The organism is Amycolatopsis ultiminotia (assembly GCF_039536925.1).
GTDB lineage: Bacteria > Actinomycetota > Actinomycetes > Mycobacteriales > Pseudonocardiaceae > Amycolatopsis > Amycolatopsis ultiminotia.
In genome coordinates this window covers 1-13,869 of sequence record NZ_BAAAZN010000040.1, presented here as the reverse complement: position 1 = coordinate 13,869, position 13,869 = coordinate 1, and the positions used below count along the sequence as shown (strand labels likewise).

The 13,869-nt window shown below is 70.3% G+C and carries 3 protein-coding genes; all 3 read right to left on the bottom strand.

Features of this window, described 5'->3' with window-relative positions:
* A partial coding sequence (locus ABD793_RS42295) for a type I polyketide synthase (RefSeq protein WP_344869504.1) occupies positions 1-1,649 on the bottom strand: 1,649 nt, incomplete at its 3' end.
* Between the two features lie 47 nt (positions 1,650-1,696).
* Positions 1,697-7,102: a type I polyketide synthase gene (locus ABD793_RS42290; protein WP_425548857.1), complete on the bottom strand. Its 5,406-nt coding sequence runs from the start codon at positions 7,100-7,102 to the stop codon at positions 1,697-1,699.
* Positions 7,103-7,111: 9 nt separating this feature from the next.
* Positions 7,112-13,869 (bottom strand): SDR family NAD(P)-dependent oxidoreductase (locus ABD793_RS42285; RefSeq protein WP_344869500.1); only part of this gene is annotated, 6,758 nt, incomplete at its 5' end.

The following is a 13,869-nucleotide window of genomic DNA, read 5'->3' as shown; positions in this document are numbered from 1 at the left end:
CCAGCCGAGCTTTCCCCATTCACCAACCCACGCAACCCCGCCAACGCCTCGGTGTCCGAACCAGCCACCACCACAGCACGCTCACCCAACACCGCACGACCCGACACCAACGCACCAGCCACATCCGCCAACGACACATCACCGCCACCCCCAACGAAATCCGCCAACCGACCCGCCTGCCCCGCCAACGAAGCAGTGCTGCGCGCCGACACCACCAACGGCACCACACCCACCGGCACCTCGACAACCGGTTCCGACTCCACCACCGGCGCTTCCTCCACGATCAAATGCGCATTCGTCCCACTAATCCCAAACGACGACACACCCGCCCGGCGCGGGCGGCCGTCACGCGGCCACTCCCGCGCCTCGGTCAACAACTCCACCGCACCAGCCGACCAATCAACCTGCGTACTCGGCTGATCCACGTGCAAAGTCGGCGGCAGAACGCCATGCCGCAACGCCTGCACCATCTTGATCACGCTGCCGACACCCGCCGCCGCCTGTGTGTGACCGGTGTTCGACTTCAACGAACCCAGCCACAACGGCCGCTCCGGGTCGCGGTCCCGACCATAAGTCGCCAACAAAGCCTGCGCCTCGATCGGATCACCCAACGCAGTCCCCGTACCATGCCCCTCGACCGCGTCCACATCGGACGGAGAAAGGCCGGCGTCGGCCAGCGCCGCGCGGATCACCCGTTGCTGCGACGGGCCGTTCGGCGCGGTCAGCCCGTTCGACGCACCATCCTGGTTCAGCGCACTGCCACGCAACACCGCCAGCACCTGGTGCCCACGCTCCTGTGCCACCGACAGCCGCTCCAGCGCGATCACGCCAACACCCTCGGCCAGCCCCATCCCGTCCGCGCCATCCGCGAACGCCTTGCAGCGGCCGTCCTCGGCCAGCCCTCGCTGCCGGGAAAACGACACGAAAGAGCCGGGTTGCGCCATTACCATCGCGCCGCCGGCCAGCGCCATCGAACACTCGCCCTTCCGCAACGCCTGCGTGGCCAGATGGATCGAAACCAGCGACGACGAACATCCCGTGTCCACCGTGACCGCAGGACCCTCCAGACCGAACACATAGGACACCCGGCCGGACGCGATGCACGGCGCCGCCCCGGTGCCGACGAAACCTTCCAGCTCCGGTGTGACCACCCCGCCACCGGCTCCGTAGCCCTGGCTGGACACACCGGTGAACACACCGACATCGGTGCCCTTCAACGCGGTCGGGTCGATACCCGCTCGTTCCACGGCTTCCCACGACGTCTCCAGCAGCAACCGCTGCTGCGGATCCATCGCCAACGCCTCCCGCGGCGAAATCCCGAAAAACCCGGCGTCGAACAGTCCAGCACCGGTCAGGAAACCGCCCTGGCTGGTGTAGGACGTGCCCGGCCGGTCCGGGTCCGGGTCGAACAAGCCCGCCAGATCCCAGCCCCGGTCATCGGGGAAATCGGCGACCGCGTCGACCCCGTCGGCCACCAGCCGCCACAGGTCCTCCGGCGAGCGCACGCCACCCGGGTAGCGGCACGCCATGGCAACGATCGCAATCGGCTCGTGCGCCTGGTCCTCGACCTCGCGCAGCCGCTTGCGGGCATCGCGGGCGTCGGCGATGGCCCGCTTGAGGTAGTCGCGAAGTTGCCCCTCGTCAGCCACTGAACTCAGCTCCCAGAAGATCCGTCGTGCCGATTGCCATGCGTGTCTCAGTTCGTCCCGTCGACGAGGGCGAACAGCTCCTCGTCGCTGGCGGTGTCGAGATCCTGTTCGGAGGTGTCCGGCCGGGCACCCGCCGCTTCGGCCACCTTCAGCAGGTCCCGCAGACGGGCGGTGATCCGGTCCGAGCCGGGCCCGTCGGATGCCGCGATCGTCCGCTCCAGGCCGGCGAGCCCGGCCAGCACCGAATCGGCCGGAGACACCTCGTCGACCGCGAGCTCGCCACGCAGATGGCGGGCAAGGACCTGTGGATTCGGATGGTCGAAGACCAGCGTTGCAGGCAGTTTCAGACCGGTCGCCGCGCGCAGCCGGTTGCGCAGCTCCACCGAGGTCAGCGAGTCGAACCCGGCGTCCTTGAACGCGGTGTCCACCCGGACCCCGCTGCTGTCGGCATGGCCGAGCACGACCGCGACCTGGCCGCGGACCAGTTCGAGCAGCAGGGCTTCCTGTTCTGCCACGGCCAATCCGGCCAGCCTGGCGGCCAGTCCGCCGTCCGCACCGGACACCGATCGAGCCGATCGCCTGCCCACCCGGACCAGTCCGCGCAACAGGTGCGGCACCGAGCCACCGGTCGCCGCATCGGCACGCACCTCACGCAGGTCCAGCTTGATCGGCACCAGCAAGGCCTGCCCGGACGCCACCGCGGCGTCGAACAGTTCCATGCCCGCAGCGGATTCGAGCGCACGAACCCCGCCGCGGCCCTCCCGCCTGCTCATCCGCGACAAGGTGAGTTCGTCGATGGTGTCCGCCATCCCGGTGGTCTGCTCCCACGGGCCCCAGGCCAGCGACAACCCCGGCAGACCCGCCGCACGGCGGTGCGCCATCAACCCGTCCAGGTACGCGTTCGCCGCCGCGTAACCACCACTGCCCGCGCCCATGAAGATCGACGAGGCGGAGGAATAGACGATGAACGCGTCGAGGTCGAGATCGCGGGTCAGCTCGTCGAGGTGCCGTACCGCGTCCACCTTCGGCGCGAACACCCGGCTCAGCCGGTCCGGCGTCAGCGCCGCGGTCACCCCGGCGTCGAACACGCCCGCCGTGTGCACGACAGCGGTCAGCTGGTGCTCCTTGAGCAATGCCGCCACCTGATCACGATCGGAGACATCACACGCGACAACGGAAACCTCCGCGCCTCGTCCGGTCAGTTCGTCGACCAGGTCTTGCACGCCCTCGGCGTCCCGGCCCCGCCGGCTGGCCAGCACCAGACGCCGCACACCGTGCCGGCCGACCAGGCTGCGCGCCGCGAGACCACCCAGCGTGCCTGCACCCGAGACCAGGACCGTCCCTTCCGGATTGAACACAGTGGACGAATCCGGTGTCTCGGTAACGCGGGCGAGCCGCGGCACCGAGAACGTCGCTGCCCGCACCGCGATCTGCGGTTCACCGCTGGCCAGCACCGCACCGAGCAGCGGTGGCACTTCGGCCCCGGGATCGAGATCCAGCAGAACGATCCGATCCGGATTCTCCGACTGGGCCGCCCGGACCAGACCCCACACCGCCGCCGCGGCCGGATCGGTCACCGCGCCGTCACCGGCGGGCACCGCACCCCTGGTCACCACCACGAGACGCGAATCCTCCGAGCTTTCCCCGGCAAGCCAGGCCTGCACGACCTCCAGCACCCGTGCGGTCAGGACCAGCGGAGACTCCACGCCGACGGCTTCCAGCACCGCAGTCTCACCGTCGGCCATCGCCGCCACGTCGTCGGCGGTCGCTACCGCCACCCACGGCGGCGACGGCAGTGCGCCGTCCACAGCGGACAGCTCGGTCCAGTCCTGCCGGTACAGCGAGCTGGTCCGTCCGGTGTCCAGCGCTTCGGTGGACACCGCACGCAACACCAGCGAGTCCATCGTCAAGACCGGGCCGCCGGTCTGATCGGCAGCCTCGACCGACAGCGCGTCCGGTCCACCCGGCGCGACCCGGACCCGCAACGCCGAGGCACCCACGGCGTGCAGCACCAGTCCGTTCCACGCGAACGGCATCACCGACTTCCCGGGTTCCCCCGTCGCGGCCGCGGCGATCGTCCCGGTCTGCAGTGCCGCGTCCAGCAACGCGGGATGAAGGCCGAAGCCGGCCGCCTCGTCGCGCTGGTTGTCGGGCAGGGCGACCTCCGCGAACACCTCCTCGCCTCGCTGCCACACCGCACGCACGCCCTGGAAGGTCGGCCCATACGCGTAACCGCGCTCGACGAGATCGGCGTAGAAGTCCCCGATCCCGATCTGTTGTGCACCCGCCGGAGGCCAGGCGGTGAAGTCGAATCCGGTGCTGGTGGACGGCGTCGCGGACAGCAGGCCGGTCGCATGCCGCGTCCACCCGTCGACGTCGTCCTCGCGCAGGGAGTACACGTCCACCGTGCGCGAACCGTTCGCATCGGGCCCGGCGACCATCACCTGGACGCGGACTCCGCCGTGCTCGGGCACCACCAGCGGCGCTTCGGTCACGAGTTCGTCCAGTACCGGACAGCCGGCCTCGTCACCGGCGCGCACGGCCAGCTCGACCAACCCGGTGCCGGGGAAGAGCACCGCACCGCCGATCGCGTGATCGGCGAGCCAGGGATGCGACCGCAGGGACAACCGCGAGGTGAAGACCAGTCCATCGGACTGCGGCAGCGGCACGACCGCGCCGAGCAGCGGGTGTTCGACCCCGGCCTGCCCCAGCGAAACCGCATCCACCTGCCCGGACGACCGGAGCCAATAGTGCTGGTGGTCGAAGGCATACGTGGGCAGATCCACCCGTGCGGGTGGCACCACCCAGGACCAGTCCACCCGCACACCACGCACGAACAACTCGGCCATCGACGTCAACAGCCGCGGCAGACCACCCTCGTCACGCCGCAACGACCCTGTCACCACGGCTTCGGCGCTGTCGACGACCTCGTTGATCGGCTGCACCAGCACGGGATGCGCACTGACCTCCACGAACGCCCGGTGCCCCTGACCGAGCAACGCGAGCACCGCCGGGCCGAACCGCACCTGATGACGCAGATTGCGGTACCAATACCCGCCGTCCAGCACTCCGGCGCCGGAGATCCACTCACCGGTCACCGTCGAGTAGAACGGCACAACCGGCGCCAGAGGCCGGATCCCGGCCAGCCTCTCGGCCAACGTGCCCCGGATGTCTTCGACCTGCCGGGTGTGCGACGCGTAATCCACCGCCACGCGGCGAACCCGGACACCCTCAGCTGACCACGCTTCCACCGCCTCGTCCAGTGCCTGCGCTGCACCGGCGATCACCACCGACGACGGCCCGTTGACGGCGGCCACCTCGATCCGACCCGCCCACGGCTGCAGTCGCGCGGCCGCTTCCTCCTCGGCCAACGCGACCGACGCCATCCCGCCACGACCGGACAGCTCCGCCGCGATGGCCCGACTGCGCAACACGACGACCTGCGCAGCGTCCTCGAGGGACAGTGCACCGGAAACGCACGCCGCCGCGATCTCACCCTGTGAATGCCCCAGCACGGCGTCCGGCCGTACCCCAGCCGATTCCCACACCGCCGCCAGGCCGACCATCACCGCGAAACACGCCGGCTGCACCACATCGACCCGGTCGGCAAGATCCGGGTTGTCGCCACGCAACACGTCCACCAGCGACCAGTCCACCCACCGCTCGAACGCAGCGGCGCACTCGGCGACCCGCTCCGCGAAAACCGGTGACGCATCGAGCAGTTCACGGCCCATACCGAGCCACTGCGTGCCCTGCCCGGGAAACACCCATACGACTTTGCCCGCCGTACCCGACCCGGCCACCACACCAGCCGCGTCTTCGCCGCGGGCCAACGCCCGCAACCCGGCCAGCGCCGCACTGTCCGAACCTGCCACCACCACAGCGCGTTCGCCCAGCGTCGCGCGGCTCGACGCCAACGACCCGGCCACCTCCGCGAGTGGCACCTCGGCCGATTCCACAAAATCCGCCAGCCGCCCTGCCTGAGCTGCCAACGAACCGGTACTGTGCGCCGAAATCACCAGGGGCACCGGTCCCGCGTGGGTCGATTCTCCCACCGCCACCGGTTCCTCCGGCGCTTCCTCGATGATCAAATGCACGTTCGTGCCACTGACCCCGAACGAAGAAACACCGGCCCGGCGCGGGTGGCCGTCGCGCAGCCACTCCCGGCCCTCGGTCAGCAACTCCACCGCGCCTTCGGACCAATCGACCTGATCGCTGGGCTCGTCCACGTGCAAGGTCGGCGGCATGACCCCGTGCCGCAACGCCTGCGCCACCTTGATCACACTCGCCACACCCGCGGCCGCCTGCGCATGACCGATGTTCGATTTCAGCGAGCCCAGCCACAACGGCTTCTCCGGAGCACGGCCCTGCCCGTAAGTCGCCAGCAATGCCTGCGCCTCGATCGGATCGCCCAAGGCGGTGCCGGTTCCGTGCGCCTCTACCATGTCCACATCGGACGCTTTGATCCCGGCGTTGGCCAGCGCGTCGCGAATCACCCGCTGCTGCGAAGGGCCGTTCGGCGCGGTCAACCCGTTGGAAGCACCGTCCTGGTTCACCGCGCTGCCACGCAGCACCGCCAGAACCCGGTGTCCACGCTCGCGCGCCACCGACAACCGTTCCAGCACCACGACGCCGACACCCTCGGACAACACCATGCCGTCCGCACCGGAGGAGAACGCTTTGCACCGACCGTCTGCAGCCAGTCCGCGCTGCCGGGAGAACACCACGAAGGAGTCGGGATCCGACATCACCATCGCCCCGCCGGCCAGTGCGATCGAGCACTCTCCTGCCCGCAACGCCTGACCGGCCAGGTGCATCGCCACCAACGACGACGAGCACGCCGTGTCCACAGTGACCGCCGGACCTTCCAGGCCGAACACATAGGACACCCGGCCCGAAGCCACACTCGACGCCACACCCGTGCCCGCGAAGCTCTGCATTTCCGGTCCGGCCAGGCCGCCGCCGTAACCCGATCCGCCCGCGCCGGTGAACACGCCGACATCGGTGCCCTTCAACGAAGTCGGGTCGATACCGGCGCTCTCCACCGCCTCCCAGGACGTCTCTAGCAACAACCGCTGCTGCGGATCCATCGCCAGCGCTTCACGCGGCGAGATCCCGAAGAACCCCGCGTCGAATAGTCCGGCGTCCTGCAGGAAACCGCCCTGGTCGGTGTAGGACGTACCGGAACGATCAGGATCCGAGTCGAACAACCCCGCCAGATCCCAGCCACGGTCGTCCGGAAATCCCGACACTGCGTCGCGTCCCGCGGAAAGCAGCCGCCACAAATCGTCCGGCCCGGCAACGCCGCCCGGCAGCCGGCAGGACATGCCCACGATGGCGATCGGCTCGCGGGAAGCGCCGATCAGCTGCCGGTTCCGCTTCTTCAGCGTGTCGGTCTCTTCGAGCGATTTCCGCAGCGCCTCGACGACCTTCTCATATGACGCACTCATCACATGCCCCCTTCACTCGTCGCCGAAAGCCAGTTGCACGAGGTCGTCGACGTCCAGTTCGGCAATCGAGCGCTCTTCGCCCGCGTCGTCGGCAGCGTTGACGACCGGCTCGCCCTGTGCGGCCAGCTCGGCCAGCGCGTCCATCAATCCCGCTTCCCGCAGTCGGTCCAGCGGGATCGACGCGAGCACGTGCCGCATCCGCTCCTCGTCCTTGCCGTGCCCATTCGCGGCGCCGTTGGCAGCAGCGGCGGGCAGCAGCTCCGCGCGCAGGTACCGAGCGACGGCCAGCGGGGTCGGGTAGTCGAAGACCAACGTGGCGGGGAGCTTCAGCCCGGTCGTGGCGCGCAACCGGTTCCGCAGCTCCACCGACGTCAGCGAGTCGAAACCGGTGTCCTTGAAGGCGGTATCCGCACGCACCGCCTCCGGCCCGTGGTACCCGAGTACCACCGCGACCTCACCACACACCAGGTCGACGAGCAGTGCTTCCTGGTCGGCCGCGGCGAGTCCGGCCAGCCGGCCGGCCAGGCCACGGTCCACTGCGGACCCCGCTCGCGCCTTCTGCCTGCCCGGCCGGACCAGGCTGCGGAGCAGCGTCGGCACGGTGCTCGCCCGCATCGCCGCCAGGTCGAGCTTGATCGGCACCAGCAGCGACTGGTCCACACGCAGCCCGAGGTCGAACAGGTCGAGACCCTCGGCCTCGGTCAGCTCGAGCACGCCATTGCGGCTCGCCCTCGCCTGGTCGACGGTGCTGAGCTGGGCAGCCATCCCGCTGCTCCGCTCCCAGAGTCCCCAGGCGAACGAGCGGCCCGGCAGACCGGCCGCACGACGATGGGCCATCGCCGCATCCAGGAAAGCGTTCGCCGCCGCGTACGGACCCTGGCCACCGCCACCGAGCACACCGGCGACCGACGAGAACACCACGAACGCGCCGAGATCCAGGCCGCGGGTCAGCTCGTCGAGGTGCCGCACCGCGTCGACCTTGGCTGCGAACACCTTCGCCAGCCGGTCCGGGCTCAGCGTCTCGATCACGCCGTCGTCGAAGATGCCGGCCGTGTGCACGACACCGTTCAGCAGGGGCAGCGATGCCACCAGCTCGGCGACCTGGTCTCGGTCGGCGACATCACAGGACACAATCGACGCTTCGGCACCCAGTTCGGTCAGCTCGGCAACCAGTTCCGGTGCGCCCTCGGCAGCCAGGCCCTGACGGCTGGCCAGTACCAGGTGCCGCACACCGTGCCGGACCACCAGATGCCGGGCCAGCAGACCGCCGAGCGCACCCGCACCGGAGACCAGGACCGTCCCTTCCGGACCGAACCCGGCGGGCGAATCCCCGGGCTGGGCAGTGCGCGCGAGACGCGGCACGGAGAAGGTCGCGCCTCGCACCGCGAGCTGCGGCGCACCGCTTGCCAGCACCGGGCCGAGGACCGATGCCACTCCGTCTTCGCCGGTGGGATCGAGGTCCAGCAGGATGATCCGGTCCGGGTGCTCGACCTGCGCGGAACGGACCAGTCCCCACACCGCGGCCGCAGCCGGATCGGTGACGGTGTGTTCGCCGCCGGCCGGCACGGCTCCGCGGGTGGCCACGACCAGCCTCGGCTCCTCGAGCGCGGGCGCGGCCAACCACGCCTGCAGTACCTCGAGCACCGCGGAACTCGCGGCAAGCGCCGTGTCGTGTCCGGCGACTGCCACGACCGCCACCGACGGCACATCCGGCTTCTCCGCCAGTGCCGTCACGTCGTCCGCGGAGGCCACCGATACCCACTGCACCGACCGCGCATCGTCCACAACAGCCAGTTCGGTCCAGTCCACCCGGAACATCGAGTCGCGGCCGATATCGGTCGCGGCACCCCACTGCTCGGCGGAGACCGGCCGGGAAACCAGCGAATCCATCGTCAGGACCAGACCACCGGTCTCGTCGGCGGCCTCGACCGACAGCGCGTCCGAGCCGCTCGGCGCGAGCCGGACCCGCAGCGCCGAAGCACCCGCGGCGTGCAGGACCAAACCGTTCCAGGCGAAGGCGAGCACCGGCTCGCCGGGCTCCGCACCGGCACCGACCGTCGCGGCTTGCAGAGCTGCGTCGAGCAACGCCGGGTGGACACCGAACCGGCCGGCTTCCTTGCGCAGCTCTTCGGGCAGGGCGACCTCGGCGAAGACCTCGTCATCGCGCCGCCACACCGCCCGCAGCCCTTGGAACGCGGGCCCGTAGCCGTAACCGCGCTCGGCCAGATCGGCGTAGAAGGTCTCGACGCCGACCTGCTCTGCGCCTGGTGGCGGCCAGGCGGCGAAGTCGAATCCGCCGCCGTCGCCGGGAGTCGACGACAACGTCCCGGTGGCATGGCGGGTCCACGCCCCCGTGGCGCCATCACGCTGGGAGTACACGTCCACGGTGTGTGCACCGGTCTCGTTCGGACCGCTCAACGCGACCTGCACGCGGACTCCGCCGTGCTCGGGTACCACCAGCGGAGCTTCGATGATCAGCTCGTCGAGGACCGTGCACCCGGCCTCGTCACCGGCACGCACGGCCAGTTCGGCCAGTCCGGAACCGGGCACGATCACCACGTCACCGACCGCGTGATCGGCGAGCCATGGATGCGACTGCAGCGACAACCGCGAGGTGAACACCAGACCGTCGGACTGCGGCAGCTGGACCACCGCGCCGAGCAACGGGTGATCGGCCGTCGCCTGCCCCAACGAAGCCGCGTCGGTCGCCGACTCGGCGGGCCGCAGCCAGTAATGCCGCCGGTCGAAGGCGTACGTCGGGAGGTCCACCGGCCCGGTCGACACCGGCAGGACACCGGTCCAGTCGAGTGCGACACCCCGCACGTACAGCTCGGCCATCGAGGTCACCAGCCGCCGCAGGCCACCGTCGTCCCGCCGCAGCGAACCGGCCACGACCACCTCGGTGTCGTCGGTGTTTTCGCTGATCGGCTGCACCAGCACCGGATGGGCACTGACCTCGACGAACACCCCGTGTCCCTGCCGGAGCAGGTCTGCCACCGCAGGTCCGAAGCCGACCTGGTTGCGCAGATTCCGGTACCAGTAGCCACCGTCCACGACACCGGCGGCAGAGATCCAGTCGCCGGTGACCGTCGAGTAGAACGGCACCGCCGGCGCCTTGGCCGAGATCCCGTCCAGCGTCTCGGCCAGCAGGTCCTGGATGTCCTCCACCTGGTTGGTGTGCGAGCCGTAGTCCACGGCCACCCGCCGGACCCGGACTTCCTGCTGCGACAGTGCCTCGAGCACCTCGTCCAGTGCGGCGGCCGCCCCGGCGATCACCACCGACGTGGGGCCGTTGACCGCAGCCACCTGGACCCGGTCCGCCCACGGCGCCAGCCATGCCGTTGCCTCCGCTTCACTCAACGCCACCGACGCCATGCCGCCGCGACCGGAGAGCCGGGCAGCGATCGCCTGGCTGCGCAACGCAACCACCTTCGCCGCGTCCTCAAGGGACAGTGCGCCCGCGACGCAGGCCGCGGCGATCTCGCCCTGGGAGTGACCGACTACGGCGTCCGGCTGGAGCCCCACCGACTGCCACACCGCGGCGAGGCCGACCATCATGGCGAAGCCGGCCGGCTGCACCACGTCGACCCGATCCAGCAGATCGGACTCGCCACGCAGCACCTCGATCAGCGACCAGTCCACCCACGGGGCCAACGCGGCCGCGCACTCGGCGATCCGCTCGGCGAACACCGGTGAGGAGTCCAGCAGTTCCCGGCCCATCCCGGCCCATTGCGAGCCCTGGCCGGGGAACACCCACACGAGCTTGCCCTGCGCAGCGGCCCGTCCGGCGAGCACGTTCGCGGTGCTTTCCCCGCGTGCCAACGCCGCCAATCCGGTGACCGCCTCGGCGCGGGAACCGGCAACCAGTACCGCACGCTCACTCAGCGCGGCCCGCTTCGTCACCAGCGCACCGGCCACCCCCGCCAGTGGCACGTCGCCCTCGATGAACGCGGCCAGCCGTCCGGCCTGTCCGGCCAAGGAAGCAGCACTGCGCGCGGACACCACCAGCGGCAGCACCTCCGCGGTATCGCCGGAGTCCGGCTGCACGTCCTGGTCCGGCGCCTCCTCCAGGATCAGGTGCGCATTCGTCCCGCTGACCCCGAACGCGGACACCCCGGCGCGGCGCGGACGACCGTTGCGCGGCCAATCACGAGCCTCCGTCAGCAACTCGACCGCACCGGCGGACCAGTCCACCTCGGGGCTGGGCGCATCCACATGCAGGGTCGGCGGCAGCACCTCGTGCCGCAGCGCCTGCACCATTTTGATCACGCCCGCCACCCCGGCGGCCGCCTGCGCGTGACCGATGTTCGACTTCAGCGAACCGAGCCACAACGGCTTCTCCGGATCGCGGTCCTTCCCATACGTGGCCAGCACGGCTTGCGCCTCGATCGGATCGCCGAGGGTCGTTCCCGTGCCGTGTCCCTCTACTACGTCCACATCGGACGGAGCCAGTCCGGCGTTCACCAGCGCCCGGCGGATGACCCGTTGCTGCGACGGTCCGTTGGGTGCGGTCAGGCCGTTCGACGCACCGTCCTGGTTGACCGCACTTCCGCTCAGCACCGCCAAGATCCGGTGTCCGCCGGCACGCGCCACCGACAACCGCTCGAGGACGAGCACGCCGACGCCCTCAGCCCAGCCGGTACCGTCGGCCGCCGCGGCGAACGCCTTGCAGCGGCCGTCGACGGCGAGACCGCGCTGCCGGGAGAACTCCACGAAAGCGCCCGGGTTCGCCATCACCGTCGCACCACCGGCCAGCGCCATCGAGCATTCACCCTGCCGCAGCGACTGAGCGGCGAGGTGCATCGCGACCAGCGAGGACGAGCACGCCGAATCGATCGTGACGGCCGGGCCTTCGAAACCGAACACATAGGACACCCGGCCGGACGCCACGCTCGACGATCCGCCGGTGCCGGCGAACCCCTCCAGCTCCGGCGAGACGACGCCGGCCCCCGGTGCGACATAGCCTTGGCCGAACATGCCGGTGAACACACCGACGTCGTTGCCCTTCAACGAGATCGGGTCGACACCGGCGCCTTCCAGCGCCTCCCACGAGGTCTCCAGCAGCAACCGCTGCTGCGGGTCCATGGCGACCGCCTCACGCGGCGAGATCCCGAAGAACCCGGCGTCGAAAAGCGCTGCCTCGTGCAGGAAACCGCCGTGGCGGGCGTAGGTCGTGCCGGGTCGATCCGGGTCCGGATCGAACAGGCCCGCCAGGTCCCAGCCGCGGTCTTCGGGGAATCCCGACACCGCGTCCCTGCCCTCGGACACCAGCCGCCACAAGTCCTCCGGTCCCGCAACACCGCCGGGCAACCGGCAGGCCATGCCGACGATGGCGATCGGCTCACCGGTGTCGGCGGCCACCACCGGCGGCGCCACCGGAGCCGCTGCCTCGTCACCGAGTTCGGCACGCAGATGCCGGGCAAGAGCCTCCGGGTTCGGATAGTCGAAGACCAACGTCGCGGGGAGCTTGAGCCCGGTGGCCGTACGCATCCGGTTGCGCAGCTCGACCGCGGTCAGCGAGTCGAAACCGGCCTCCTTGAACGCCGTGTCCGCTCGGACCGCCCCCGCGTCGGCGTGCCCGAGCACTGCCGCGACCTGGCCACGGACCAGGTCCAGAAGCAGCGTCAGCTGGTCCGCCGAAGAGAGTCCGGCCAGCCGGCCGGACAGCTCGTCACGCTTGTCGCCGGTGCCGGCCGAGCGGGCCTGCTGCCTGCCCGGCCGTACCAGACCACGCAGCATGTGCGGGATCGCACCGCCGGCCGCGGCATCGGCACGCACCCCGCTCAGGTCCAGTTTGGCGGGCACCAGCAGGGACTGGCCGGACCGCACGGCGGCGTCGAACAGGTCCATGCCTTCCGCCTGCGTCATCAGCTGCAGACCGCCACGGCGGCTCATCCGGGACCGGGTGGCCTCGTCGGTACCCGCCGCCATGCCACTGGACTGCTCCCACAAACCCCAGGCCAACGACAACCCCGGCAGGCCCGCCGACCGCCGATTCGCCATCAGCCCGTCCAGGAACGCGTTCGCCGCCGCGTAACTACCGCTGCCGGCACCCATGAACACCGACGAAACCGAGGAGTAGACGACGAAAGCGGCCAGCTCCATGTCCCGGGTCAGCTCGTCGAGGTGCCGCACCGCGTCGACCTTCGGGGCGAACACCCTGGCCAGCCGTTCCTCGGTCACGGTCTCGATCACGCCCGCATCGAGGACGCCTGCCGTGTGCACGACCCCGGTCGGCCGGTGCTCCTCGAGAAGACGCGCTACCTGGTCGCGATCGGAGACATCACACGCGACGACCGAGACCTCCGCGCCCTGTTCGGTGAGTTCGGCGACCAGGTCGGCGCTGCCCTCGGCGTCCTGCCCCCGCCTGCTGGCCAGCACCAGCCGCCGTACGCCGTGCCGGGTGACCAGGCGCTTGGCCACCAGACCGCCCAGCGCACCCGCGCCCGACACCAGAACTGTCCCTTGTGGACCGAACACCTCGGGTACGTCCGGCTGTGAAACCGCGCGAGCCAGACGTGGCACGGAGAACGCCGAGCCACGCACCGCGACCTGCGGCTCGTCGACGGCCAGCACCGAACCCAGCACCGAACCCGCATCGGCGGCCGTCGACTCCGCGCCCGCAGCCGCCGCCGGGTCAAGATCCAGCAACACAATCCGACCCGGATTCTCCGCCTGCGCCGCACGCACCAAACCCCACACCGCAGCACCAGCCGGATCACCCACCACACCACCACCAGCACCCACCGCACCCCGAGTCACCACCACCA